Origin of the sequence: Candidatus Enterococcus ikei (genome assembly GCF_017316105.1) — a bacterium.
In the GTDB taxonomy this organism is placed as follows: Bacteria; Bacillota; Bacilli; order Lactobacillales; family Enterococcaceae; genus Enterococcus_L; species Enterococcus_L ikei.
In genome coordinates this window covers 37,085-63,592 of record NZ_JAFLWD010000025.1, presented here as the reverse complement: position 1 = coordinate 63,592, position 26,508 = coordinate 37,085, and the positions used below count along the sequence as shown (strand labels likewise).

Sequence of the window (26,508 nt, the reverse complement as noted above, 5' to 3'; positions counted from 1 at the left end):
ATGATTTCTAGTTTAAATTTATTCAAAATTAGTTACTTGTCTTAGGTTCCCAAAACCCCGCACGATCTAACTTAGCAACAGCACCCTCATTTATATTTGATTTCGCTTTATTTTGCATATTTCCAGTTAAAAATGTCCTTGCTGGGATTGTCATAACAATCTTATTATCTACCATATCAAATTCTATCCCTGGTATACTATCCTCTACAACTCCTCCACCAATATTCGTAATAACGTTTGCTGTAACCAAGTCAGAGGCATTAACTTTAGGAGACTTAGTTCCAATAGCATTTTCATTACCTTCATTTGAAGCTTGATACATGTTTGCTGCTGCCATTAAATTTTGTACTGTACTTATTCCAGCATCTTCTTTATTCTTCTGAATAACACCAGTAATAGCAACTGCTCCAATTCCCGCAATAATCGCCATGATTACTACAACTGCAAGTAACTCAACTAGAGAAAGTCCTCGCTCATCCTTCAATATTTTTTTTAACATTTTTGTTTCTCCTCTCTGTGTACAATTTTTATGTACGTTTTTTTATGATAAACATAAATAGTCACTATTTATGTGTCATCCTTTTATTAGCCTTGTACCGCATCATACATAGAAAACATCGGTAACAGGATCGCTGAAACTATCAACCCAACGATTACACAAATCACGATGATCGTTATTGGTTCCATGATCAACTTGATCCGCTCACCTAACATTTCTACTTCTTCTTCAAACATGTTACTTAATTTCTTCAGCATACTTTCCAGTGAACCTGTCGACTCACCGACGATCGTCATCTGAGTTACTAGTGGCGGAATGACTTTATCTTTGCTGAACACGTCACTTAGTGAACCGCCTTTTTCAACTTCTGCCTGACATCGATGTATGAGTTGCTTGATATATAAATTGTCCACTGCATCAGCAGACATCCCTAAAGCTTTAGAAATAGAAACGGAGCTTTCTAACAATGTCGATAGGGTGCTCAACATCATATTTAAATTACTTTTTTGGATCAATTCGCCAAAAACCGGCATCCGTAAAATCAGACTATGCCATTTAAATTTCAGCTCAGCATTACGCATCATTAACTTAAAACCAATGACAACAGCCGCAATCATAACGAGCAGCATCCAGCCTTTTGTTTGTAAGAATTCACTTAAGCCGATTGTAATTTTTGTGATTGCTGGTAACTCTGCATCCAAACTTTCAAACACTGTCACAAACATTGGAACAATACTCACAATCAAGAAAATCCCTACACAAAGCGATAGAACCAACATGATGATTGGATAAATCATTGCAGTGATCACGCCACCGCGTGCTTTGGCTTTTTTCTCATAATAAGTACTCATTCTTAGTAGTGTTGCATCTAGTGTTCCAGACATTTCTGCCGCTCGCACGATGCTGACCAGCATTGATGGAAAGGCATTAGGATGCCTACTGTAACAAGTAGACAATGCATCCCCACCACGAATTTCCTCACAAATTTGAGTCAGAATTTTTTTGAAATTTTTATTCTGTTCTTGTTCTGCTAACATTTCACAAGCGGAGGTAATTGATATACCACAATCGATCAACGTTGAAAACTTCTGCAAATATTCCGCAAGCAATTTGACACTGATTTTGTTAAATAACTGAATGTCTTTGGTAGCAAACGTTTCTTCTTGCTCAATTAGCAGTGTCGAACGTAAGCCTTTTTTTTTGAGAAATTGACCTGCTTCGTACAAACTATCAGCTCGTAAACGTCCTTTTTTTATACTGCCATGCATCGTTTGCGCTTCATAAGAATAGATTGCCATTAACTATTCCTCCTCACCAAGCAATGCCTCTGCTGCATCAATATCCACTTTACCTGAAGACATAAGCTGTTGAAGACAACTTTCCATGGTATACATACCATCGCTTTTTCCTGTTTGAAGCATGTTACTGATTTGATGAGTTTTATTTCCTCGAATCAAATTCGCAATGGATTTATTATTTACCAACATTTCCGTTGCAGCGACCCGTCCATTATTGCCACGATTAGGCAATAAACGCTGAGCCAAGATACCCACTAACGCACCTGCCAACTGAGTCCTAACTTGAGACTGCTGTTCAGGTGAAAAGACATCTACGATTCGCTCAATTGTTGCAGCAGCACTAGTTGTATGAAGAGTTCCTAAAACTAAGTGACCAGTTTCAGCGGCTGTCAATGCGATTGAGATCGTATCAAAATCACGCAGCTCACCCACTAAAATAATATCTGGATCTTGACGAAGCGATGCCCGCAAACCATTGGAAAAAGACTCTGTATCTACACCGATTTCCCGTTGATCGATCACGCTCATTTTGTGATTGTGAACATACTCTATTGGATCTTCCAACGTAATGATATGCGTCTTTTTCGTTCGATTAAGATAGTCGATCATAGAGGCTAATGTCGTTGATTTACCTGATCCAGTAGGTCCAGTAACTAAAAACAGACCTTGCTTTTTTTGGATCATGGTTTTTAAAACTGACGGGACGCCTAATGAACTTAACTCAGGGATCTTCGTTGCAATGATCCGCAAAGCAATTGAGACATTCCCTTTCTGTCTAAAGATATTCACACGGAAACGGCTAGCATTTTTAACTTCATAAGCTAAATCGACTTCTCCGTTCTCTTTAAATTCAGCCCATTGTTCCCCATTACACATCACACGACCATACATAGAAATTGTTTTGTTCGTCAATACGTCTTCAGAGGTTACTTCCATTAATTCTCCATTTAAACGAAAAACTGGAGACAAGCCAACAGTCAAATGAATATCTGAAACTTTATTGTGAACTGCTTCTCTCAATAGCTCATCAAAATCTTCTTTATACGGTCTTAATTTAGGATTTATTTTCCCTGGGCGTTCCTCTTTGCGTCTTGCTGCTTGCTGTGCTAACAATTCTATTTCTTCTTCGTGCATTTTTGCTCTCCTTGCTTTATCGATTTATTCATTAGTTGTAGCTTTCAATACTTCTGAAATGGTTGTAAATCCTCTGACGACCTTGTCTAAGCCATCATCCAGCAATTTTTTCATTCCATTTCTTTTAGCTACAGCTGCTAATTCATTTGCCTCACCATTTCTGGAAATAACCAAACGTGCATCTGGAGTGATGATAAATAATTCCTGAATTGCTACCCGGCCTTTAAAGCCAGTCATATTACACTTTTTACAACCAGTTCCTCTATATAGATGGTCCACATATACATTGTTTTTTTCTAAAAACTCAATTTCTTCTATGGTTGCAGGTTCTTCGACTTTACAATTCGGGCAAATCGTCCGAACTAATCGTTGTGAAAGAACACCGGTTAAAGCATTTGCAACTAAAAAGGAATCTATCCCCATATCAATCAGTCGGCTGACTGTGGCAATCGAATCATTGGTATGCAATGTACTAAGTACCATATGACCTGTCATGGATGCGCGAATCGCAATTTCTGCTGTTTCTGCATCACGAATTTCTCCCACCATGACAACATTTGGATCCTGACGTAAAATCGAACGTAACCCTGCAGCAAAATCTAAGCCAATATCACTATTTACCAACACCTGATTCACGCCGTCCAGCTGATACTCAACAGGATCCTCTACTGTAATAATATTGACATTCGGCTGATTTAACTCATTTAGTGCCGCATATAACGTTGATGATTTCCCTGAACCTGTAGGTCCTGTGACAAGAAAAATACCATGAGGTTGCTTTAATAATTCTTTAATTCCATTTAGTACATCTTTATCAAAGTTAAATTCATCAAGACCTCTTAATCCTGATGACATATCAATGATCCGAATAACAACTTTTTCTCCATAAATCGTCGGTAAAACAGAAACCCGTAAATCAACCATTCGGCGGCCGTTTTGGATTTGCGCACGACCATCTTGAGGTAATCTTGTTTCAGTGATATCTAAAGAAGAAATAATTTTTAATCGGGATGTCACAGCCTGTTGAACATTTTTAGGTAGCTGATTGAGTTCAACTAATTCTCCATCCACACGAATTCTGACATTCAAACTTTTTTTCTGTGGGTCAAAATGAATATCACTGGCTTTTTTATCCACAGCAGCTTGCAACAGCGAATTGACCAATTTGATGATCGGCGAGTCGTCTTCTAATAATGTATTCGTTGACTGCGTTTCGCCAATAGCACTATCCTCTGTTGCATCCTGCAACCATTCTTCCAACATCAAATCTTCTGGATAATGTTCTGTGATCATCTGACTGATATCAGATGATGAAGCAAAATACGGCACGGCCGACATACCTGTTATCAATCGCAATTCATTTATAACGTCATAGGCCATCGGATTGACCATCGCCACAACCAGACGTCCTTTTCGTTTTTTCACAGGAAATAGCTGATGCTTTTGGGCAAACTTTTTCGGGACTAAGTCAAGAACTGCTGTTTCTCTTTCCACTGTAAATAAATCAATGATTCTGATTCCAGTCTGCAGGCTTTGGAGCTTCATTAGTTGATTTTCATCAACGTAATGCTCATCTAGCAGAATTTTTTCAACTGATCTTGTTGAAGTGATCTGCTCTTTGATTTCTTCTGCTTGCTGTTTCCTTAGCAAGCCTTGTTTCACAGCAATTGCTAAAAGATCATTTTCATCTATCGTTCGATTTTTGGGAGATCGGCTAGGTTGTGGTCGTTCTCCTAAAGTTGGCCGTACTTTTTTTCTTCTACGTACTTTCTTTTCTTCCATTTGCCTCTCTCCTTTTTTTATAAACATCATGATTAATAACTTACATTATTGGTATAATCAAATACTCGCTGTATGATCCATTGGGTATCATTTTTAGGCACCACACCATGAGCTGGTTTCACGATTGTCACAACACCATTCTTTGCTTTACTCTGCTCACCTTCTTCGATTAGCACTTCTTTTTCTAATTCTTGTATTAACAAATCACCGTCTTCTTTTGTCGCAACTTCAATGATCAGTTTCCCTTTGATTGTTTCCTTGCCTTTTTTCAAACCTTCTTTAATAAACGTTGTATCAAAAAGTTCAAGATTAGGAAGAAGTTTCATTGAAATCGTGGTGTTTGCTTGTGTTTCTAAATTAAAAGGTTCAATGCCAGCAATCCCTAAATCCAAACGGCTACGGTCTTTCAATCGAATGGTGTTCCAGTATTTTTTATCGTTGTAATAGGTTACTTTCTTAGCGTTAGAGCCTCTTCGTTTCATTTTTGGTGCATCAATAAAACTCACGCCATTTTCAACAGTCAGCGAGGATTGTTGACCTTCTAACTCTAATAAAGCTGGTGGTCGTGCTTTCGATGTATAGGTGCCTTTATCTGCATAAGCAAATGTTTCTTCTCCTTGGTTCAACAAAGAGGCCGAGGTCAACATGAAATTACCGCTTTTTACTTGAATTCTGCGTTTGTCATTTTTCCCAGCAGTAACAGAGACGCCATTAATCTTAATAGTATTTTTTGGAGGCGTTAGGTAGACATTCGAGCCCGCAATAACAAACCCACCCTCCATAAACTGATTCCAATATTTATCCACGGGATTAATGATTTTTGCATTACTGGCATACTCACCAAAATTGATCGATGGCTTGCCTGTTGTCTCTTTTTCTAAAACAATTTCTCCTTTGGCTAAGAAAAATCCCTTATCCGTTTCACCTGATCCTGTGTTATTGACCAATAAATTAGGCGTTTGTATCTCATAGGTATCGTTTTCCACATAAAGTCCTGCATTCTTGTTCGTTGACTTACTTACATCAATATTGATGTACATCCCTACATCTGCTTTGATTGTGATATTTTTTATAGCATTTATCTCTTGCGTTAAGTTTTCGTCATTACGAAGTGCAATTATATTTTTCGCCAAGATTGATTTTTTCCCACGCATCAACACGCCATTCTTTAATAAAAAAGAACCTGCAATGTTTAAATCTTTATATAAAATTGAATTGCTGTCTTTCCAAAAATTCAAAAAAGTACCATCTTGAAGATCTACTAAAAAATTATTGGAACGTCCATAACTTGTTTCATAATTAATAAAATATTCTGTATATGGAAATAGCGGTTGATTTGATTGATAACGATAAATACGATCCATTTTGCGAATCCAAGTGTCAGCTGTAATCAATTCATCCCCGTTGGCAAGTGTTGGTTGATAATAAACATACCTCCAAGCATCTAATTTTAGAGCCTCAGCTCCTTGCTGTCCTTGTGTCCATTGAAACTCGTACACATAGTCGCCTTTAGAAGATGACTGTTTTTTCTGTCCATTTTTTACAGTTTGCTCCACATTAACCTCTATTTGAAAGGTGGTATTCGTATTGACTATTCCATCTTTTAAATCACTTGCTTCCATCGGCATCCAACCGCTTGCTCCGTTGTCCTCAGAAATAAATTTATATGGATTGATCATCGAAACAGTTGGTTCTGAAACCGTCACGGTATATGAAAAATCTTGCTGTTTCCCAAGATTACTTTTTTGAATGGGCTGATTCTGTAATTCTTTCGTTACCTCAGACATTTTATTATTTAAAACCGTTTTATCTAGTCCCAACTGAAGGTCTCCAGATAGCTTTGTTTCAATCTTTTTTTTGATTGTCATTGAAGCTTCTTGTAACGCATATTCTTTTACATCTTTCATCTTTGCCAGTTGATCCACCGCACTTATTTGCAAAAAATTATTTCTAGCTCTTAGAAAAATCCCCATCATCACAAGACTTACAATCACGATTGCTCCCAGTGCGTAGAGTAAGGCATACCCTGCTTCATCACTTTTCAGTTTTTTACCATCTGCCTTCACCGGGAATCTCTCCTTTCGCTTTTAGCTCATCACGATAAGTAAATTCTGCTTTTCGACTATATAAAATAGCTGCAGCTTCTTTTTCTTCAACGCCGCCTTTTCCAGTTAAATTTATTTCACCATTTTTAACATAGCGGTTAAAATCGATCGTTCCTTTATAAAATAAAATCGTCACACTAGTCTGGATCGTAAAAGTATCTCGATAATTTGGTGTCTTGAATTGTGTTTTCAAGGATTCATGTTTATTTTTTTGCTGAAAAATCTTGATTTTATACTCTTGATTTTTTAAACGATAAAAACGTGCTTCTGAATTTTTCCCACTATCTTTTGTGGCATCCAATATATCAGTAAGCCCGATTTTATTTTTCCCTTGTTCTGTTAAGGCGATTGGTTTTTGATTCGTTGCTTCTGAATCGAAAACACTAATGATTTGATCGGTCTGCCAAGGATTTCCTGAAGAAGCAGCTGTAGGAAACTTACCCAAATATCCAGCTTTTTCATAAAGGCCCTTTTTTTTCGATAATTGGTTTATTTGAGCTACGATATCATTTGCCGTTTGCTGGAATTCGACTTTTTGTCCTTGAATCGAAAATGCTTTCCCGATACTGCCGATGATTGCTCCAAAAAACAGGATTACGATTGAAAAAATGGCTAAGGTCGCAATCATTTCTATTAATGTCAATCCGTCTTCATCTTTCAGAATCCTGCTCATATTTTTCTCCTTCAACTCACTGCTAATAAGTGATCACCCAATTAAATAGTGTGTCTGTCATTAAATGTCCCGTTTTTTCATCATAAATTTCCAGCACCACTTCGACACCGTCCTTACGAGGATCATAGTTCTTTGAAGTATTTTTAAAATTCACTTTACACAGTACAAGATAATTATGCTGATTTACGGTTCCAATATATCTGCCTAAGTAGTTACTTTCTTCTTTCTCTAAAGTTCCTTCTTCTGCATCTTTCCACTTCTTAGGAAGTATGTTTGCTTTATTTGGATAGTTATACTCAATTTTACGTTCCTGTTGCTTTTTCTCTGCTTCATTCGTCTTATCAACTCTGTCAGTCAAATCAATCTCTTGCTCACCATAAATAGGAAGATGTCCACTATTTGTCTGAATCCCCGAATTATCGAGAATTAGATAGTTTCTTCTTATCTTTTGACTGTCTGTCAGATTCTGATTATCCCTAATGCTAAAAACATATTGATTCAATCCAGCTAGATCTTGCGTTTGCCCACGGTAGCCAATCCATTCACGAAGTTCATCACGAATATATTGCGCTTCTTTTTTCTTTTCGTTCAATTCAATCATTTGCTGATTTCGAACCAACATTGATGCTAGCAACATAAACGATGTTCCTAATATAACTACTGCTACTAAAACTTCTATCAGGGTCAAGCCATCTTCATCTTTTACCATTAAAGTGACTCCTTCCTAAAAAAAATAACATATATAATATATAATAATTCCATAAAACCCATACAACTATAGAACTATACAGCACTGTTACAAAATTAACAATCCGTAAAATAACTATGCTATCTAATCAAAAAATAAACATAAAATATAAATTTACCATTATTTTTAAATATTAAAATATAACCCCTTTTAATAAAAATAGGTTTAAAAAACGTTCTACAAAACAATAAAAACAAACGTATCAAATCTTTTAAATTGATTTAAAAACATCATGAGCAAAAAATAATAAAATAGTCACCAGTAAAACAGCTCTTACTAATATTCATTTTTTTACAATAAAATAAAAAAATGAATACAAATTGTTTTTAAATCACTAAAAAAAATTTCTCGATTTTTTTTGCACTATCCCTCTAATATTAAAAAATGATGAGAAAAAAGCAGTTACAACAAAACGTTTTCCGTCTTGTTGTAACTGCTTAAAAAATTTACTCTTTCAAAATCCCTATAGGGAAATCATTCTCATCTATCTTTACAATATTCTTATTAGTATAAGTTAAAATTTTTACCTCTTCTTTTATCGCTTTTAATGTCTGTTCGTCACCAACAAACTCAAGCAAAATAATATATGTTTGGATATTCTTCATATAAAAAGCTTCTCCCGTTATCAAATATCCTAGTAAATTCTTTAAATACTCAATATTCAGCGCTAATCTATAATCTGTTCTACTTATATCAAGAGCTTCCGTATTTTTCAAATATCTCTTCGCTCCAACAAAATCTTTTCTATATATTCTCGAAGTGATTAAATTTATAAGTATTTGACAAACAATTTTTTTCACTTCGTTTGTTCTTGCTGATTCATCTTCAATAGGGATAGTTCTAGAAAGTAAGTATTCTTGCTGACTATTCTTCATCAATAAAATTATATTGCTTATCAGAATGTAATCATATTGCTGATAATATTCCTTAGATTTCAAGTAATTAAATGCTTCATCCAATTCTTGTTCTGTAACAGAATCAATTTCTGTCCAAAATTTTGAAAAGTATAACTTAACACTATAGTAATTAACTAACTCCTTTAGACTCTTTTCTTTATTTTTGATTTTTTCATAGTAAAATATCAATTCTTTCCTTGTTGACTCATTATTAGGGTTTTCAGCACACTTATAAAAAAGTTTTTTCCATTCATCTTGTGTTTTATCTATTAAACATTTTGCGAAAAATTCTTCTGTTGTTAAAGACATTTTATTTAATATCTCAATTAAAGCCTCAACCTTTAAAGATTGCTTACCTTGTTCAATACGTGAAATTGAAGAGCTTTCCATATGGTCATTGACTAATTCTTTTTGCCTAAACTTCAATCTTTTTCTAAAAAAACTGATTGTTTTCCCTATATTCATTCCTACTCCCCCTCAAATCCTTATACGGATTTTTTCTCATGTTTTACCCTAAATAAATCAAAAAAATTAAGTTATTATCATCATTTAACCCGGTTGTGGGAATCAATAAGAAACAGACTTTATTTTTAACTTTTGAAATGATATACTTTACTTAATAAAATTTGTATATTCACAATTTTTATTAAGTATTATAAGGGAGGGAAGAATTTATGTTCAGATTAGGATTAACTATTTCTAGTGTGGTGTCTTTATATCAGTGGATGATAATTATTTAAAATAATTTCCACTTCATACTCAAATCTTGGGGAAGAAAAAATATGAAGTGGCATTACTCTTTTTGGCAATCCCATCGCCATTAACATTTTATCATATATTATTAACACTGTCATCACCACTTTATATTACTTAAGATAAGAATAGTAAAATCCAACCATTTGAACTTCATACTTTCTTAGTAATAAAAGAAGTGATGTTATTAATAAGATAATGATTTATGTTGAATTATCACAAATAAAGATTCGGTCAAATCTTTTAATATCCTTTTTCAAACCATACTTAAAAGTTAGTTAGTCAATAAAAAATAAATAGATATCTTAGTTTAAAAAAGTATGTTCAATATTTTCAAGCTCATTTCATTTTGGTCTAGTACTAAGTATAATATTTATTCTTTTAATCTAATTTATGTAATATAACTTCTTACCTTATCCCTTAATACAGTTACTCTCTCTATAATAAAAAAACTACTGAACCTCTCATTTCTGAGACAACAGTAGTTTTTTTAATTTATAATATCTCCATTATTTTAATTTATAACCCAGAGGTAACTGAACCAGTAACAAAAATTACTTCATAAACTAGTTCCAAGTGACTATATGAGTGCTTCATTTTAAGAATAGGTTAGGTAATGCGTAAGGTGATATGAATGAAGGAACTAAAATGTTTTCCCTATTTTACCACTGCTAGATTTCTATAAAAAGTTGAATTTGGACGATACACCTTTGTCCACTCATTTAAATTTCGTGCTTTAGTATCTTTCATCCATTCAACCCGTTTAAAGATGCCTCATTTGTAACCATTATATCTCCAGCCATAAGTCTACCAGCAACATTTCTAAATTGAGGTGCAACAAAATCAAATGGTTCTGGGATACTTCTATAATGTCTTTACTTTACCACTATTTTTACATTACACAACTCAGTAAGATAATTTTGTGCTAATTTTCCTCTTTTATTTTATTTTTCAGAAAACATTAAAAAAGGTAAAGAAAAACAGTAGAAACAAAACCTAAAATGGTTTGTTTCTACTGCTTCATTTAGCTATTTTATTTATTTCTTAAAATCCTGGCATACCCTTTGCGTATTTACCCATTGTTGCTTCTGTTTCTTTTTCTACTTTAGTCAATGCATCATTTACAGCCATGATCACTAGATCTTGTAACATTTCTACATCTTCAGGGTCAACTACATCTTCTTTGATTGCAATATCTTTCATCTTGCGATCACCAGTAAATGTTGCTGTAACTAGATCGTTGCTTGAAGCACCTACGAATTCTCTTACATTTAATTCAGCTTGTGCTTTTTCCATATCTTTTTGCATTTTTTGGACTTGTTTCATCATGCCTTGCATATTGCCCATGCCTCTCATCATAACTATCGTCTCCTCTTAATCATTTATTACTTCAACGAGCTCTGTGCCAAACATGGCGATTGCTTCGTCTACTACTTGGTTATTTACTTCTTGTGTAGGTTCATTTTCTACTAAAAGATGATTTTCTTCATTAACTGACTGCTCACCATTAGCTTGGTCACTCGGTGTTTCTTTATTTTGACTAATAAAAGATTGACGCAGTTTTGGCCAACTTTCTTTTGTGATACATACCATATCAGGTGCATAATTCACTAGGCGGCTTAAATTGTTATGAACAGCTAACTGCAACTCCTCATCATCCATTGCCCGACCACAGACAATTTCGTAATCAAATGCAATCACTAATCCATTAGGTCCAGCGGCAACTGGTTCGCTCGCTTTCAGCATTGCTCTTTGAGTGACTGACATCATCTGTAATAAGTCATCCCAAACGTTCTTCACATTCAGCAAATGATCTTTTGTCGCTTCATTCAACACTTTATATACAAGCTCAGTTGGGATACGCAGCGCATTTTTATTACTTGTTACTCGGGTTGTTTTAACGGGTTCTACTTCTTTTGCAGCAACACCATTTTTCTTCAATTCTGTTAATTCTTTTTGTAAATGCTCTATTTGCTGTTGCAAGACAGTGATTTCTTCAGTTGCTATCGGTTGTACATCTTCAGAAATTACTGTTGGTTTTTTTACAGATTTGGCTAACTTCACAGTGGCTACTTCTAAATAGATATTGGCATTATTGGTAAAACGAATATCATTTTGTGTATCACTTAAAATTTGGATCATCTGATAAATTTTTTCAGCAGGAGTTTGTTTGGCTAATTCTTTGAAGTTTTCTGTCAGGTTTCCGACTTTTTCTGTCAATAAATTAGGTGCCTGTTGAAACATCAGTAAATCACGACAATATAATAACAGATCTTCTAAAAATCTTCTTGCTTCTTTACCTGAACTCAAGATATTCTCTAAAGTCTCTAACGCTTGCTCCACATCTCCTGTGGTACAACTGGAAATATATTGATCCATCATTTCGTAAGTCAAACTACCAGTAACTTGCATCGCATCTTGCAAGGTCACTTTCTCATCACTGAATGAAATCGTCTGATCCAGAATACTCAAAGCATCCCGCATCCCACCTTCTGCTGCTCTACCAATCACATATAAGGCTTGCTCTTCAAAATCGACATCGATTTCTTTTAAAATATAGCCCATATGATCAACGATATCTTGGGTACTGATTCGCTTAAAATCAAAACGCTGCGTTCTTGAAATGATCGTCAATGGAATCTTATGTGGTTCAGTCGTCGCTAATATAAAAATAACATTTTGCGGCGGTTCTTCTAAGGTTTTTAGTAACGCATTAAAGGCACCTGTCGACAACATATGTACTTCATCGATGATATAAACTTTATATTCAGCTTGCGTCGGTGCATATTTTGCTTTATCACGGATATCACGAATTTCTTCTACTCCATTATTACTAGCCGCATCGATCTCGATTACATCATTCAACCGACCTTCAGTAATTGCAATACAGGTTTCACACTTATTACATGGTTCACCATCTACACTATGTTTACAGTTGATTGCTTTAGCAAAAATTTTCGCCGCACTTGTCTTCCCTGTTCCTCTTGGGCCGGTAAACAAATAGGCATGCGAGGTTTTCTTTTGTATGATCGCATTTTTTAATGTCTGCGTAATTGCTTTTTGACCAACAACGTCATCAAAACGCTGCGAACGCCAGACACGATACAAAGCTTGATAAGCCATAATTTACCCCTCCCTCGAAATTTCACTATCTTCTATTATACGTGATTTTTATGGATAAGGCATTAAAAAAAGCTAACTCATTAAAAAATTCTTTCAAAAAAGTGAGTGGGACATAACTCTTCGAGTCATATCCCACTCACGTAGAATCCGGATAAACGGTGGGAACAGAAGCAATCCCTTCGGAAATAAGCTGAAATTCACAAAAATTTGAAGAGAAATTTTCGTGAATTTCAGCTTATTTCTCGGGATTAAACACTTCTGTCCCATCCTCTCTCTTTATTTATTAAATATGTGTACTAGTTTCTTCTTTTTTTACTAATCCATCATTTGCACGGAACATTTGATTATAACGTTCTTCATCCTCTTGATTGTCTCTGATTACTTTTGAAAGTGTAAATGATGAAGAAATCAATCCAACTGATCCCATCAAATAGTATCCTTTAACCATCAATGGTTCTTTTAAGGTGTATAAGCCAATCAACATCAATGCCACAAAAAAGGCGAATGATCCCCAACTTAGAAAGACAAATGCAGGTGTATTTCTGTATGCTTTCTTTTTCATAATTCTCTCCTTTAAATATAATAATAACTTTTTAAGTATATCATTACCGATTATTAAATGACAATCCTTATTTTAATTTCAAAAAAATAGTTGACTTAAAAAGCCAATTCAAGAACGAATCAAGTATTTAAATACGCGATATCTTTAGGCAAAATCAATCTTCTTTTATCAATAAATTTTCGCAGATCCGTTAAATTTTTGAATGAGGGAATATCTTCGACGATCATATTAATGTCTTTATTGACCATATCCACCGCATAATTTGATACATACAAATCATATTTTTGATTTTTTTGAGCAGAATGGTTAGATACTTGTTCATAAAAATGTGTTTCCTGAATAGAGAGAGTCACTTTATTGCGGAAATTATCTTTTAAAACAGAACTAAGCAACTTAGCATGTTCTTTTCCTAAATCACTTAAAACCAAAACAGATACTTGATGCCTCATTTCATCTGTAATTTTACTAAGGTTTTCCCAGCGAATAGCCATTTCATGAAGGATTCCATCTAAATACATTGTTTTCCAAGGGAATTTCATTTTTGATTCAAGTACGCTTAATGCTTTTGTCACAACTTCAGTAAAAACAAGAAAATTTTGTTTAATTGCCTTACTTGAATACAAATATCGATCATAAACCATAAACTTTTTATAAGGAAACATTTTGTGTTTTGCATAAATGTATTCAATCAACCGAACAATACTCACTCTACTTTGTTCAGAAATCCGAATAGATAATGCATCTTTAATCGTATTAACTAATCCTTCCGCTTGATGAATAACATTTACTTTCTCTTGTTCATTATCCCAGCCGAAATCCCACCAAAAAATAGAATAACAGAAATCTTCGTACCAATTATCTGGAAGAGTTACATTTAACGGTTCTGCGATTGCTTCTACATCTACTTTGTATTCTCTAACATCAATTGCTGTTTTTACAAAACTATCGATTGGGTCTTTTCTAGATTGAATCAAAAAGCCTTGTCTTTCTCTAATAACGGTTACTGCAATCGAATACGCCAGATGAACAATTTGACTATCGTTTAGCTCCAATGCAAAATCCTTATTAATCTTATTTGATAATCTAAATGTTTTCTCTCGATCTAAATGAAATGGCCAATCACGAATGCCATAAACTTCTATAAAGTAACAGGTAAAGAAATAGCGTATCTGTCGTTCATCTTTCCCATGAATAAAGTATGGCGAGCGACTCATTTGAATATTTCGGTCCTTCAAAGCAGAACTGATTAAGTTTGATAAACGATACAAACTTGAATTACTTAAAAATAATTTTTTCTCCCAGTATACAGCAGGCTGCATTGGTTCAAAAAAGATGGATTCTAATAAAGAAAATGCATTTGATTCTTGAATAATTTCTATATAAATTTCATGAATTGATCGATGAGGTGAAGCTATCAACCGAATACCATGTTTTCGTGATGTCTCTATCGTTAGGTAATCTGACCAGCGATCTTCTATATACTGACAATCCAGCATAATTGTTTTTTTTGAGCAATCAATACTCTCGGCTAAATAATCAGAAGTTATCCAACCACTTGGTCCATTAAGTAAATTCAACAACAACACTCTTCGATGCATAGATGGTGACAACAATCTTTCCATGATCTCTCCTCATTTCATTTTTTAGATTTATTCTTCAAAATTTTCCATTAGTTAAGAAATTTTTGAAGAAATCCCCATTTAACAATAATTATAGCATCTTCTTTCGCTTTTTTGAACTAATCTAAAGCGCAACTCAATTGGTTTATTCAAAAACAGCTTTTATTATAAAAGTATAAAAACGCGGATTTAAAATTTATCGATAAATGGAAAATCTCACCACAATTTTGGAGGGATTCTACATGAAAAAAAACACAATCAAACAAACCATTATCATCGGCATCATCAGCATTTTGGGTGTAGCTTTATTTATCGGCGGATACATTTTTACAGATGCAACCAGTCGAGCACACAGCTTAAATACTACGCCTAAAAAAGAAACTATCACCTTAGTAAAAAATATTCCGACAAACAAAGAACTAAGACAATTATCAACTGTTTCTAAAGATAAACAAAGTAAAAAGAAGGTTGCTTCGGTAAATGTTGTTAAAGATACCACTGCTCCTACAATTACTGCACCTGAAGAAACCGTTGAGCAAAACACACAAGTCAATATCTATGAAGAAGTCACTGCTACAGATAATAAAGATGGAGATATTACGTCTAAACTATCTGCTGATGACACCTTAGATACATCCGTTGTAGGCACACAAACTATCACTTTTTCTGCAACTGATACTAGCGGTAACACTGGTGCGACAGAAAGAACATTTCATGTTGTTCCAAAAAGTGAACCTGTCGTTACGCCACAAGTAGAACAATTACCTGTAGAAAAAGAAATAACGCCTGTTGAGCCTGTTCAAGCAGCTCCAGTAAGTGCACCTGAAGTTCCAGCTGAACCTGCATCTGACGCAATGACTATTACAATGAACGGACAAACCATTCCTTACCAAAATGGCGGACAAGGCAGTGGTCAAAGTGTCATTGATTCAAATCCTGGCGGAGTCGCTTCTACATGGGGCGGAGCAGCTGTTCAATCAGGAGACGATGGACAAAACACACATTTTATCGGTCATAATCCTGGCGCATTTTCAACTGTTTTTTCATTGGGTGCAGGAAGTCAAATCGTCGTAACAGATGCAAATGGTACTCCTACCACTTACACCGTTCGGACAATGCTTCAGCTAGATGATTATGGTACAGAAGTAGGAACAGGAACGAACTATTGGGACCTTACTGTAGGGACTGGCGGCGGAGAACGTATTACGCTACAAAGCTGTGTAAATGATGATATCAACTTATTTGTAATTGCATATAAATAATTAAACCTATAAAAAAGAGCATCAACGGGAATTTATCTCGTTGATGCTCTTTCTATTAGTTCGGTCGCTATCGTTATTTTTCTTGCAACTGGAGCATGATCTTGTATGACGGAAAAAATCGTCTCAACAGCCAATTCTCCCATCCATTCCGTATGGACTTTAATCGTTGTCAGAGGTGGACTAACATATTTTGCCACACTGATATCATTAAAACCAATCACTGAAATATCCTCAGGAACTTTATACCCAGCTTCTTGAATCGCTTTTAATGCGCCAACAGCAAGTGCATCACTAGAAGCAAACAACGCACTTGGATAATCAGTCGGATGCTGATCTAAAAATTCTTTCATTACATCATAACCACTCGCAACAGTAAATGCCCCTTTTAAATTAAAGGCTTCATTTAGCAATCCTTTTTGTTTCAAGATTTCTTGAAAAATCGTCAAACGTTTATCTTCTAGTAATTCATGACTTCCACGAGTATATTCTTCACCAGAGATGATTCCGATCTTTTGATGCCCAAGCTGAAGAAAATAAGTTAAAACAGAAGACACACTTTGCTGAAAATCAATGACTAAAGAATTGTACCCTAAAGCTGATGCATCAAAATCGACAAATAAAAGATTCTCCTGGATTTCAAATAAAAAGTCTGCTTGTTCTTTATCAAATTTTCCTAAAGCTAAAATACCATCTGCCTGTATATTGTCAAGTTCCTCTAAAGTACGTTTGATCAATTCAAGCCCCAGTTCTTCTGCTTTTTTTTCGATTCCCAAACGGATAGAAAGATAATAAATATCCTCTAATTCTTCAGCTTCATCATACCACTGAACCAATAAGATTTTTGCCTTCGCGGTTTTAGGGCTTTTTTTATGTTTAGTATAATTCAATTCTTCTGCTGCTTCGAAAACTTTTTGCTTCGTCTCAAGTCCAACTGAAAGTTCAGGATCATAATTTAGCACTCTGGAAACTGTCGCAGGTGAAACGCCTGCTAATTTGGCAATATCTTTGATCGTTGCCATCTTCTCACCGCCTTCTATAAACTATCGATAAATCGTTTAAAGGCTGCTTGACCTTCTGTTGTTCGTTTGTAAACACCAGCATCTGCTAAAACACGGGCAAAGATTTGACCAACTTCCTTTTGAATGATCTCTGTTACATTTTCTTCGTTGAATGAATAAGTTTCCTTCATCTGATCTGCCCAATTTTTATGATAGTCTGCAAGATAGTTTTCCTTGCCTAAAACATAATTTTCTACTTCTTTGAGCTCTTCACCCAAACGAGGTGGCAAGACAGCTAGTCCCATCACTTCTATCAAGCCGATATTTTCCTTTTTAATATGTTGAACCTCTTTATGCGGATGGAAAATACCATCAGGATATTCCTCAGAAACATGATTATCACGTAAAACCAAATCCAGTTCAAACAGCTGCCCTTTACGGCGAGCGATGGGCGTTATTGTATGATGCGGCGTTCCATCTGCTGAAAATGCCCGAATCGACACACTCTCGTCAGAATAATTCCGCCATTTATCTAAAATCATTGCAGCTGCCTCGACTAAATCTTTTGAATTTGGACTTTGTAGACGAATTACGGACATAGGCCATTTTACAATTCCAGCATTCATCAACGGATAATCGCTTAACTCAAAATATTGCTCGATTTCCGCTTTCTCCATCGGAAACACATGACGTCCTGATTGATAATGATCGTGCGTCAAAATAGAACCACCAACGATTGGCAAATCAGCATTTGAGCCGACAAAATAATGAGGCAAGACTTCGGTGATTCTTATCAATCGATGAATGGTTTCTTTTGAAATCACCATCGGACGATGCTCTTCTGACAAAATAATCGAGTGCTCATTATAATATGCATACGGCGAGTACTGAAATCCCCAGCTTTCTCCATCTAAATTCATCCGAATTATGCGGTGATTGGTTCTTGCTGGATAATTTGTTCGACCTTTATATCCCTCATTTTCCATACATAAAAGACATTTAGGATAGTCCACGTGTCTTTCTTGTTGTTGAGCTACAATTTGTTTTGGATCTTTTTCTGGTCTTGATAAATTGATCGTGATCTCTAGTTGACCATATTCAGTTTCAGCTGGAAAAACAATATTTTTAGCAATCGCTCTTGTTTTGATGTAATCATTTTCTTTGCTTAGTTTATAAAAGTAATCTGTGGCATCTGCTGGATCTTTCTCATAATGCTGAGCAAAAAAAGCATTCACAACAGACGGCGGCGGAGTTAAAAAATCCATCAATTGTGCTTCGAGCATTTCTAACTCGGCAGGTTCCTCACTTACGACACCGTTTTTTACAGCTTGAACGACCAATTCGTCCAACAATTCTAAAGATGTTTTTTTCACTTCAGTTGGAGAAATAGATTCCAATGTCTCTTCACCGATCATCGCAAGTACTCGATTCTGTAAATAAAGTCGGTCCAACTCCATCCACCCACCAGCTTGTATCGCTAATGTAACAAAATCTGTAATTGTTTGACTAATTGCCACGATAGTTCCTCCTAATCTTCATATCCTTTTGGATGACTGATATGCCAGTCCCACGCAGTTTTAATAATCTGTTTAATATCTGTAACTTGAGGTTGCCAGCCTAAAATAGTTTTCGCTTTTTCACTCGATGCAACAAGTTTACTTGGATCTCCTGCACGGCGTGGCAAAACTTTAGCTGGAATTTCTTTACCCGTCACTTCTCTGGCAGCTTCTAGCATTTCTTTTACTGAATAGCCTGTGTTGCTACCTAAATTGAAAATATCACTTCTGTTGCCTTTTTGTAAATAATCTAATGCTGCAATGTGAGCTGCAATTAAATCTTCAATATAAACATAATCACGAATACATGTACCATCTGGTGTGTCGTAATCATCCCCATAAATACCTAAATAATCTCTTTGACCCAATGCAGCCTGTAAAATGATTGGGATCAAATGTGTTTCTGGGTCATGATCTTCACCGATTGAAGCATCAGATTTTGCACCAGCTACATTGAAATATCTTAGCGCAACATAACGCATACCGTATGCATTGTCGCACCATTTCATCATTTTTTCCATCATCAATTTGCTTTGCCCATAGGGATTTTCTGGATTTGTCGGCATTGTTTCAACAATCGGCATTTCCTTTGGTTCTCCATAAGTAGCAGCAGTTGAAGAAAAGACAATATTTTTAACGCCAAATTCTTCCATCACTTCTAAAACAATTTGTGTACCATACACATTATTATTAAAATACATCAACGGTTTTTCTACAGATTCTCCAACCAATGAACTTGCAGCGAAATGAATCACACCATCGATCATTTCTTTTTTGAATACATCCTGCATAAATGTTTTGTCTCTAATATCACCTTGATAAAATACAGCATTTTCATGAACAGCTTGTCTATGACCTGTCTGAAGATTATCGACAACCACCACTTCGTATCCTTTATTGATTAATTGATCTACTGCATGAGAACCAATGTAGCCTGCTCCGCCTAAAACCAAAATTGACATGTTCCTACCTCCTTACTTGAATCGATCAAAAAATATACTCGTTTTTTACGGACTCTTTATTCTACAGCTTTCTAGCACCATCATCAACATTTGCAACGTAAAAATCTGCCGGGTAGTGGACCTTTTCTTCATAGGATCGTCCGACTTGATTGATAAAGCTGTCTAATTCAGTTTCTTTTACTAAAGCAATCGCACATCCACCAAAACCAGCTCCTGTCATTCGAGCACCTAGCACACCCGTCTGCTTCTGCGCTGTTTCAACTAATGTATCCAACTCAACGCCCGTTACTTCATAATCTTCTTTTAATGATGCATGGGAAGCATTCAATAATTGACCAAATGTTTTTAGATCATTTTTAACCAACGCTTTTTTGGCTTTGATTGTTCGTTGATTTTCAGTTACAGCATGTTTCGCTCGTTTAATTAAACATTCATCTGCAATGATTTCTTTGTTTTGTTCAAAACGCTCTTCTGTTAGTTCACCTAATGATTGGATCGGTAAGATCGTTTGGAGACGGCTCAATGCTAATTCGCATTCTGCTCGGCGTTCATTATATTTTGAATCTGCCAGTTCTCTGCGTTTATTTGTATTCATGATCACGATTACGTACTCATCAAAATCAGCTGGTACTAATTCATATTCCAATGTATTCGTATCCAATAAAATTGCATGATTTTTTTGCCCCATACCAATAGCAAACTGATCCATAATACCAGAATTTACACCGATAAACTGATTTTCTACACGCTGACCAGTAAGTACTAAATCCAGCATCTTGATATTTAAATCAAATAGATCATTTAAAATCACACCTGTCAAAAGCTCGATCGATGCAGAAGAAGAAAGACCTGCACCATTTGGTATCGTTCCATAAAAAAGAATGTCCATCCCTTGTTCAATCGCATAGCCTGCTTCTCTTAAATAATGGATCATCCCTTTTGGATAATTGCACCAATCGTGGGTTTGGTTGTAGGTTAAATCTGTCAGAGACAATTCAATGATTCCTAACTCTGAAAAATTTTCTGAATAAAATCGAAGCTTTTGATCTGCTCTTTTTCTAGCAACACCATAGGTTCCGATCGTAATAGCTGCTGGAAAAACATGACCGCCATTATAATCTGTATGCTCGCCGATCAAATTAATTCTTCCTGGAGCAAAATACACTTTTTTTGACTCTATTCCAAATACAGCTTGAAATAATTCTTCTACCTCATTTTCCACGTTTGCCACCTCTTTATTCGTTTTAGTAAATTAATTATAAAACATTTACTAAACATTTACAAACTGTTTCATAAATGAGTTACTCATTTCAATCTATTGGATTTTTTTCTTACTTTAGTTCATAATGGAAGTGTGTAAATAACTGAGAGGAGAAATGTATATGAAAAAATTTATTTCAGGTATGCTTGTAGGAACAGCCGTTACTTGTGCTGCAGTTGTCGGATTCGCGGCTACTATCAAAAAAACAGTGCTTGACCCAATCGAAGAAAAAGAAGATATGATCGAGGAAAACCGTAAAAAAGCAATGCGCAAACGCATTTCTCGATAAAATGTAAAGCCAAACAAAACGCTTAAATCTTTTGAAAAAGTAGGAACCCTTTATCACCAACGAGGGTTCCTACTTTTTCATTGACTTACTGAAACGGACTAAAATAAAAGAACAAGCTAAAAATTGCCGAAATTTTAAAGCAATTTTTAACTTGTTTTTTTATCTAGACTATCTTTATTTACCAAATAACATTCCAATAAAACTCAAGCCATCATACAGAAAATGACAGATCCAGCTGACCCATACACTAGATGATTTTTTCCATACATAATTTAAAGCTAAACGGACAGGCATCAACGTAATCAAAAGCTGAGCAATATGAAAACCATATGCAGGAATATGCCAAAGCGCAAACAATACCCCACAGATCAAACTCGCCCATTTAAATGAAACACCTTTAGCTTCAAGTGCTAAGATCAAATTGGTACTTAATAATTCTTCACCTAGCAACATGATCGGGATTTGTGTGAAAATCATCTGTTTTGTCAAGACTTCGCTAATAGAATTTGTAGTTGTTTGCCCGATAAAAGTGTTAAAAATCACGCCAGAAACTACACCTACCGCAAGTACCAACGGAATTCCATACAATAAAACAGTAAATTTAAAATGCTTAAATTGTTCTAAAAAAGAATTTCTTAAAAAAACAAAACCTGCTAAAAAACTAAACGTGGCATTCCAAATAGTTCCTAAAAATTGGACACTGCTTTCTGGAAATAAGGCAGGAATAAATTGATAACTAATCGCGATAAATAGAGTAAATAAGAATAATAACTCCGGACGATTTATCATCTTTGTAGATTGTTCATGTGATTTTGTCATGCTGAAAACCCTCCTTTTTCATACGATCATTACTATGAATCTCCTTTATTTTATAAGAAAATTCTAAACTTTAAAAGAAAGTCGCTTATTTGAGACCAAATAAGCGACACGTTTGAAACCTTAAAAAAAGAGGGAGTGAAACAACTATACTTACTAAATAAATTCCCTTTCTAAAAACTTCCATACTTCTAGTTTTTAAAGATCGTTCCAGCAATCAGATCTGCTTCACGGAGATTCCACGCATCTGTTCCCGGTCTTGAGGTTGCTGCAGTTAACCAATGGACACCTTCTGTCGGAATACCGTAGCAAAACAAGCCTGGTATTATTTCTCCTTCTTTTGACTGTAGCTGATTTGATGCTCGCTCCACTAAAAGTGCACCCGTTCGATAGACTTCACCAGAAGCTAATTTCAATTCATGCAGACTTGCTATTTCATCCCTTAAAAGCTGTTTCACTAAAGGATTCAAACTATACTGATTCGCTGTTTTTGGCAATCTAGCCTCAATTAAAAAATGAGTTTTGTATTTTTTCATAGGAAATTTTTTCGAGTATCCCACATAACTACCTGCTTCAGTCTCTATCTTCATTTCCGGACCAATCAACGTTAGGATTCCAGCTTTGATCAGCGCTTTTAATTCGGCTATTCTTTCTAAAGGAGGACCTATCGATAAAAAAGAATTCAATGGCGTAAACCAATCCCACAACCATTTTTTGCACTCTTCATCAGAAAATAATTCATGATCCAACATAAAACGAACCTCATCACGTAAATCTTTTAAGCTATCTAAAGCAGCCGCAAAAGGTCCTGATAGTGTCCCTTTCTTTGCCATTATCAGATCCCAGTTTAAATACTCGAGAATAAAGTCTTGAAACGATTCCTCTTCTTCTAATTGTTGATCTGGATGCTGAACAGTCGACCAATTCCAAAAATCCTTTTTATTGATTCCGTATTTTTCTAGAACAGATTCAGCCCCTTTGGTTCGGATAAATTCTTCACTGAACCGCGCTTGGTTTACCTTAGGATAATTGGCAGCTACCAATGCTGAATAATAAGCAAATTCCACTTCTTTTTTTAAAAGCTCAAAAAATTGCTCAGCAGAAAATTTTTCTTTTCGCTTAAATTTATTTAAACTTTTTTCTTTTAAAAAACGCGGCTGATACTCTTGTCCATAGCCTTTTTGATTTCTTCCTCTGGCATGATAAGGAATCCCTCGACCAGACCCAGCAATGATTTGAGGTTCTCTTCCAGATGGATGATAAACTAATTCTCCATTTTGTTCTTCAAAAAGCCCACCACGCTCACTGGTCAGTAAAGTAAGGTAATCATCAAAAACTAACCCCAAACCTCGAACCAAGACAGGTTTATTTTCTGTGATTGCTTCAAGATATGCGTCTGCTGCATTTTTAGGGGAAGAATAAAATAATCGATGCTCACTTGCATAAGTCGCCAACTCTTTCTCGCTGCCGATCAATTCATTTTCCTGATGTCCCAACGCTAAAACAATAATATCCACAGTTATTTCCACTGCTTTTGTATAAACTAAAAACTTAGACTCTTGCATCTTCACCGCTCGGACTGTATCTTTGAAAAATTTGACCGATGTTTGTTCCGTCATTCTTGATTGAATATATTCATAGAACCACTTTTGATATAACCCGTAAAAAACGCGTGAACAGTGATCATTTGGGCCCAAACTTTCACATTCTTCCAATAATGCCACTCTGTTTTCAAAATTATGTTTTTTTATAAAACTCACAGCTTCACTTTGTGCCCATTCATATAAGTTTGGCCCTTTAGCTATAGGACCTTTCGTACTTAACGTTTCATCTGTAAATAAAGTAACATGAGAGGCAACTGAATTCATCAGTAAAGATAGAGGCTGATCTTCTCGCCACACCTTTCCTCCTGGACCGTACGGATCAAACATTGTAATTTGAATGACTTGTTCTCCTCTTGACCATTCGACAATTCTTTCTAAAACAGAAAGTCCTCGTGGACCACCACCAACAATTGCAATTTTCATTCTTTCCCTCCTTTCAAACGATTTTATCTTATTTATTTGCCTTTTCATGATCTTCAATCAATTCTTTTAGGACAACAGCATTGTTATATTTTTCCTCTTTTGCACTATAAATCAGAGTGACCGCAGCATGTTCTTTCACTATTTCCAACAATTGTTGAAATACTTCGTTGGCTTCACCAGATTCCAGTTCAGCTATAAATTTTTCTTTAAATTTTGGATATTTATCTGGTTCGTGATTAAACCATTGCCTTAGTTCTTTACTGGGCGCAACCTTTTTCAACCACAAATCCAATTGTTCTTTTTCTTTTGACATTCCCCTAGGCCACAAGCGATCGACCAACACTCGATAACCATCACTACTATCTACTTTTTCATAAGCACGTTTTATTTGAAGCATTTTTGTCACCTCATCTTTATTTTATCGTAATTAATCAAAAAAGAAACCATTTACGATTTTGATGTAGAAACAAAAAACACAGAGAAGTAAACGTCGTCCATCATTGGAACCATCGTTTGCTTCTCTGCGCTTTCTTTATTAAATATTTTTCTTCTTCGTTTTTCCGCTCCAGCCTTCATAGCCGCCTTTTAAAATATAAAGATCTTTATAGCCATTTTTACGTAATTGATTTGCTGTACGAATACTTAATGATTTTTTTTGATCGTAAAGATAGACAGGTTGATCTTTACGAATTGAATTCAATGTTGTTTTGATCGTTGTATACGGCATGTTGCGCGCACCAAGAATATGACCTGCATCAAATGAGTCTTTTTCACGGACATCAATGATTTGAGCTTTTCTCATACCTTCTTTAAATTCTTCTTCTGTGATTGTTTTGGCAGAGCGTTTCGCCATGATTCGAAGATACAATTCATTTGCTCCCATTGCTAATAAAATTGTTACTAAAATAATGTTAATAATCCATAAAACGTTCATTCCAAAATCCCTTTCTTACTCTTTCTCCATAAATTGTAATGCTAATGATGCAGCACCAATAACGCCGGCTTCATTACCTAACTCGGCAAGTTTGACTTGCGTGCTATTACGAACTTCTGGGAAAGTAAATTCTTCAAAATATGTTTGGACACGGCTGCGTAAAAATTCACCTGCAGCAGAAACACCACCGCCAATAACCACACTAGACGGATTCAAGGTATTTCCTACATTACCGATTGCCAGACCTAAGAAATAACACACACGATCCACTACCATCAAAGCAAATGGATCATCCGCTTTTGCATAGTCAAAAACATCTTTACTTGAAACATCTTGACCATCATCGATTGCTTGTTTTAACTGAGAGTCACCCGCATATTCTTCTGACATATGGCGAGCAACTCGAACAACACCAGTCGCACTAGAAACCGTTTCTAAACAACCTCGTTTGCCGCAAGTACATTCAAACCCGCCAGGATCAACGGTTACGTGACCAATTTCGCCAGCACAACCATTCACGCCATGTAATAAATTACCTTCAGCGATAATACCGCCGCCAACGCCCGTACCAAGTGTGATAAAAACAACATCTGGATTGTTTTCACCAGCACCTTTCCAGCGTTCGCCTAAAGCCGCTACATTGGCATCATTATCTAAAACAAACGGAATCCCTGTTGCTTCTTCGATTTGTGCTTTTACATTTTGCTTTTTCGTCCAGTTAAGATTATATGCCCCAACTACTGTCCCTTTTTTTATATCTACACTGCCGGGAGTTCCCATGCCGATTCCGATAAAATCTTCATGCTTCATCTCATAAAGAGAAATGCGGTGATTGATTGATTCGATGATATCTGGCACAATATGTCGCCCTTCATCCAAAATATTGGTTTCAATACTCCACTTTTGCTGAACATCTCCATCAGTTGTTAAAATCGCAAACTTAATCGTTGTTCCGCCTAAATCAATCCCAATCAATTTCTTATCCATTTACTCGGTTCCTTTCTCAGTCGCTCTGCTTTCTTCAATTCGATGTTCTCGTTGCAACACACTTCTCGCATGGAGATACGTGTCTCTATCAATCAAGTGACCTTCATAAATATTTTTTAATTCAATCATCATCAGCTCGATATCATAAATTCTAGCACCTACATAAATGTAAATACCGAATTGTTTAAATAACTGTTGCACATCATATAGCGTTTCCATTAAAT

Annotated in this window: 24 protein-coding genes and 1 pseudogene; 2 read left to right on the top strand and 23 right to left on the bottom strand. The window is 35.5% G+C overall.

Going from position 1 to position 26,508, the window contains the following annotated elements; translation table 11 throughout:
* Positions 1–28: 28 nt before the first annotated feature.
* From JZO69_RS10770 to JZO69_RS10715, 13 genes and pseudogenes are all read right to left on the bottom strand, one after another.
* Positions 29–499 (bottom strand): type IV pilin protein, encoded by a 471-nt coding sequence (locus JZO69_RS10770; protein WP_207112878.1) that lies wholly within the window; start codon positions 497–499, stop codon positions 29–31.
* Positions 500–585: 86 nt separating this feature from the next.
* Positions 586–1,797, bottom strand: a complete 1,212-nt coding sequence (locus JZO69_RS10765; protein WP_207112877.1) for a type II secretion system F family protein — start codon at positions 1,795–1,797, stop codon at positions 586–588.
* A gap of 3 nt (positions 1,798–1,800) precedes the next feature.
* Entirely contained in the window at positions 1,801–2,931 is a 1,131-nt protein-coding gene (locus tag JZO69_RS10760) for a type IV pilus twitching motility protein PilT (RefSeq protein ID WP_207112876.1), read from the bottom strand.
* Positions 2,932–2,955: 24 nt separating this feature from the next.
* Positions 2,956–4,713 (bottom strand): GspE/PulE family protein, encoded by a 1,758-nt coding sequence (locus JZO69_RS10755; RefSeq protein ID WP_207112875.1) that lies wholly within the window; start codon positions 4,711–4,713, stop codon positions 2,956–2,958.
* A 32-nt stretch (positions 4,714–4,745) separates the two neighbouring features.
* Entirely contained in the window at positions 4,746–6,779 is a 2,034-nt protein-coding gene (locus tag JZO69_RS10750; RefSeq protein WP_207112874.1) for a hypothetical protein, read from the bottom strand.
* Positions 6,763–7,491, bottom strand: a complete 729-nt coding sequence (locus tag JZO69_RS10745) for a PulJ/GspJ family protein (protein WP_207112873.1) — start codon at positions 7,489–7,491, stop codon at positions 6,763–6,765. Before JZO69_RS10745 ends, JZO69_RS10750 begins: the two co-directional genes overlap by 17 nt.
* Before the next feature lie 22 nt (positions 7,492–7,513).
* Positions 7,514–8,200 carry a type II secretion system protein gene (locus tag JZO69_RS10740; protein WP_207112872.1) on the bottom strand — a complete coding sequence of 229 codons (687 nt, stop codon included), beginning with the start codon at positions 8,198–8,200 and terminating at the stop codon, positions 7,514–7,516.
* A gap of 485 nt (positions 8,201–8,685) precedes the next feature.
* Positions 8,686–9,600, bottom strand: coding sequence for a helix-turn-helix domain-containing protein (locus tag JZO69_RS10735; RefSeq protein WP_207112871.1), 915 nt, complete (start codon positions 9,598–9,600; stop codon positions 8,686–8,688).
* A 1,332-nt stretch (positions 9,601–10,932) separates the two neighbouring features.
* On the bottom strand, positions 10,933–11,247 hold the full coding sequence (locus JZO69_RS10730) for a YbaB/EbfC family nucleoid-associated protein (protein ID WP_207112870.1): 315 nt from the start codon (positions 11,245–11,247) through the stop codon (positions 10,933–10,935).
* Positions 11,248–11,262: 15 nt separating this feature from the next.
* Positions 11,263–13,011 carry a DNA polymerase III subunit gamma/tau gene (gene dnaX, locus JZO69_RS10725; RefSeq protein WP_207112869.1) on the bottom strand — a complete coding sequence of 583 codons (1,749 nt, stop codon included), beginning with the start codon at positions 13,009–13,011 and terminating at the stop codon, positions 11,263–11,265.
* Positions 13,012–13,155: 144 nt separating this feature from the next.
* Positions 13,156–13,278, bottom strand: a pseudogene (locus JZO69_RS16870) (DUF3788 family protein); the annotation flags it as partial.
* A 16-nt stretch (positions 13,279–13,294) separates the two neighbouring features.
* Entirely contained in the window at positions 13,295–13,573 is a 279-nt protein-coding gene (locus JZO69_RS10720) for a YiaA/YiaB family inner membrane protein (protein WP_207112868.1), read from the bottom strand.
* A 119-nt stretch (positions 13,574–13,692) separates the two neighbouring features.
* Positions 13,693–15,195: an AcpB/EbpR/MafR family transcriptional regulator gene (locus tag JZO69_RS10715; protein ID WP_207112867.1), complete on the bottom strand. Its 1,503-nt coding sequence runs from the start codon at positions 15,193–15,195 to the stop codon at positions 13,693–13,695.
* Between the two features lie 239 nt (positions 15,196–15,434).
* Between JZO69_RS10715 and JZO69_RS10710 the strand changes: the two genes are divergently transcribed.
* The gene (locus tag JZO69_RS10710) at positions 15,435–16,454 is read left to right on the top strand and encodes an immunoglobulin-like domain-containing protein (protein WP_207112866.1); all 1,020 of its coding nucleotides are present in this window, start codon (positions 15,435–15,437) and stop codon (positions 16,452–16,454) included.
* Between the two features lie 32 nt (positions 16,455–16,486).
* On the opposite strand, the gene JZO69_RS10705 is transcribed toward JZO69_RS10710, so the two are convergent.
* From JZO69_RS10705 to JZO69_RS10690, 4 genes are all read right to left on the bottom strand, one after another.
* Entirely contained in the window at positions 16,487–17,473 is a 987-nt protein-coding gene (locus JZO69_RS10705) for a LacI family DNA-binding transcriptional regulator (protein WP_207112865.1), read from the bottom strand.
* Between the two features lie 14 nt (positions 17,474–17,487).
* The gene (gene galT, locus JZO69_RS10700; RefSeq protein ID WP_207112864.1) at positions 17,488–18,969 is read right to left on the bottom strand and encodes a UDP-glucose--hexose-1-phosphate uridylyltransferase; all 1,482 of its coding nucleotides are present in this window, start codon (positions 18,967–18,969) and stop codon (positions 17,488–17,490) included.
* A gap of 11 nt (positions 18,970–18,980) precedes the next feature.
* Complete coding sequence (gene galE / locus JZO69_RS10695; RefSeq protein WP_207112863.1) at positions 18,981–19,970, bottom strand: UDP-glucose 4-epimerase GalE; 990 nt, start codon at positions 19,968–19,970, stop codon at positions 18,981–18,983.
* A gap of 61 nt (positions 19,971–20,031) precedes the next feature.
* Positions 20,032–21,192: a galactokinase gene (locus tag JZO69_RS10690; protein WP_207112862.1), complete on the bottom strand. Its 1,161-nt coding sequence runs from the start codon at positions 21,190–21,192 to the stop codon at positions 20,032–20,034.
* 160 nt (positions 21,193–21,352) lie between these two features.
* On the opposite strand from JZO69_RS10690, the gene JZO69_RS10685 reads away from it, so the two are divergent.
* Positions 21,353–21,520 carry a DUF3042 family protein gene (locus tag JZO69_RS10685; RefSeq protein ID WP_010760505.1) on the top strand — a complete coding sequence of 56 codons (168 nt, stop codon included), beginning with the start codon at positions 21,353–21,355 and terminating at the stop codon, positions 21,518–21,520.
* Positions 21,521–21,694: 174 nt separating this feature from the next.
* Here JZO69_RS10685 and JZO69_RS10680 read toward each other — a convergent pair whose 3' ends face one another.
* The 6 genes from JZO69_RS10680 to JZO69_RS10655 form a co-directional block, all read right to left on the bottom strand.
* Positions 21,695–22,339 (bottom strand): CPBP family intramembrane glutamic endopeptidase, encoded by a 645-nt coding sequence (locus JZO69_RS10680; protein ID WP_242586732.1) that lies wholly within the window; start codon positions 22,337–22,339, stop codon positions 21,695–21,697.
* A 188-nt stretch (positions 22,340–22,527) separates the two neighbouring features.
* Positions 22,528–24,363 carry an FAD/NAD(P)-binding protein gene (locus JZO69_RS10675; RefSeq protein ID WP_207112861.1) on the bottom strand — a complete coding sequence of 612 codons (1,836 nt, stop codon included), beginning with the start codon at positions 24,361–24,363 and terminating at the stop codon, positions 22,528–22,530.
* 28 nt (positions 24,364–24,391) lie between these two features.
* Positions 24,392–24,760, bottom strand: a complete 369-nt coding sequence (locus JZO69_RS10670) for a DUF488 domain-containing protein (protein WP_207112860.1) — start codon at positions 24,758–24,760, stop codon at positions 24,392–24,394.
* A 138-nt stretch (positions 24,761–24,898) separates the two neighbouring features.
* Complete coding sequence (locus JZO69_RS10665) at positions 24,899–25,297, bottom strand: rhodanese-like domain-containing protein (RefSeq protein ID WP_207112859.1); 399 nt, start codon at positions 25,295–25,297, stop codon at positions 24,899–24,901.
* Between the two features lie 15 nt (positions 25,298–25,312).
* Positions 25,313–26,284: an ROK family glucokinase gene (locus JZO69_RS10660; RefSeq protein WP_207112858.1), complete on the bottom strand. Its 972-nt coding sequence runs from the start codon at positions 26,282–26,284 to the stop codon at positions 25,313–25,315.
* Positions 26,285–26,503, bottom strand: a complete 219-nt coding sequence (locus JZO69_RS10655) for a YqgQ family protein (RefSeq protein WP_010760500.1) — start codon at positions 26,501–26,503, stop codon at positions 26,285–26,287.
* Positions 26,504–26,508: the final 5 nt, after the last annotated feature.

Coding starts and splice junctions, on each gene's coding strand:
- JZO69_RS10770 (WP_207112878.1), bottom strand. CDS start 499: ATGTTAAAAAAAATATTGAAGGATGAGCGAGGACTTTCTCTAGTTGAG.
- JZO69_RS10765 (WP_207112877.1), bottom strand. CDS start 1,797: ATGGCAATCTATTCTTATGAAGCGCAAACGATGCATGGCAGTATAAAA.
- JZO69_RS10760 (WP_207112876.1), bottom strand. CDS start 2,931: ATGCACGAAGAAGAAATAGAATTGTTAGCACAGCAAGCAGCAAGACGC.
- JZO69_RS10755 (WP_207112875.1), bottom strand. CDS start 4,713: ATGGAAGAAAAGAAAGTACGTAGAAGAAAAAAAGTACGGCCAACTTTA.
- JZO69_RS10745 (WP_207112873.1), bottom strand. CDS start 7,491: ATGAGCAGGATTCTGAAAGATGAAGACGGATTGACATTAATAGAAATG.
- JZO69_RS10740 (WP_207112872.1), bottom strand. CDS start 8,200: ATGGTAAAAGATGAAGATGGCTTGACCCTGATAGAAGTTTTAGTAGCA.
- JZO69_RS10735 (WP_207112871.1), bottom strand. CDS start 9,600: ATGAATATAGGGAAAACAATCAGTTTTTTTAGAAAAAGATTGAAGTTT.
- JZO69_RS10730 (WP_207112870.1), bottom strand. CDS start 11,247: ATGATGAGAGGCATGGGCAATATGCAAGGCATGATGAAACAAGTCCAA.
- dnaX (WP_207112869.1), bottom strand. CDS start 13,011: ATGGCTTATCAAGCTTTGTATCGTGTCTGGCGTTCGCAGCGTTTTGAT.
- JZO69_RS10720 (WP_207112868.1), bottom strand. CDS start 13,573: ATGAAAAAGAAAGCATACAGAAATACACCTGCATTTGTCTTTCTAAGT.
- JZO69_RS10715 (WP_207112867.1), bottom strand. CDS start 15,195: ATGGAAAGATTGTTGTCACCATCTATGCATCGAAGAGTGTTGTTGTTG.
- JZO69_RS10710 (WP_207112866.1), top strand. CDS start 15,435: ATGAAAAAAAACACAATCAAACAAACCATTATCATCGGCATCATCAGC.
- JZO69_RS10705 (WP_207112865.1), bottom strand. CDS start 17,473: ATGGCAACGATCAAAGATATTGCCAAATTAGCAGGCGTTTCACCTGCG.
- galE (WP_207112863.1), bottom strand. CDS start 19,970: ATGTCAATTTTGGTTTTAGGCGGAGCAGGCTACATTGGTTCTCATGCA.
- JZO69_RS10685 (WP_010760505.1), top strand. CDS start 21,353: ATGAAAAAATTTATTTCAGGTATGCTTGTAGGAACAGCCGTTACTTGT.
- JZO69_RS10680 (WP_242586732.1), bottom strand. CDS start 22,339: ATGACAAAATCACATGAACAATCTACAAAGATGATAAATCGTCCGGAG.
- JZO69_RS10675 (WP_207112861.1), bottom strand. CDS start 24,363: ATGAAAATTGCAATTGTTGGTGGTGGTCCACGAGGACTTTCTGTTTTA.
- JZO69_RS10670 (WP_207112860.1), bottom strand. CDS start 24,760: ATGCTTCAAATAAAACGTGCTTATGAAAAAGTAGATAGTAGTGATGGT.
- JZO69_RS10665 (WP_207112859.1), bottom strand. CDS start 25,297: ATGAACGTTTTATGGATTATTAACATTATTTTAGTAACAATTTTATTA.
- JZO69_RS10660 (WP_207112858.1), bottom strand. CDS start 26,284: ATGGATAAGAAATTGATTGGGATTGATTTAGGCGGAACAACGATTAAG.
- JZO69_RS10655 (WP_010760500.1), bottom strand. CDS start 26,503: ATGGAAACGCTATATGATGTGCAACAGTTATTTAAACAATTCGGTATT.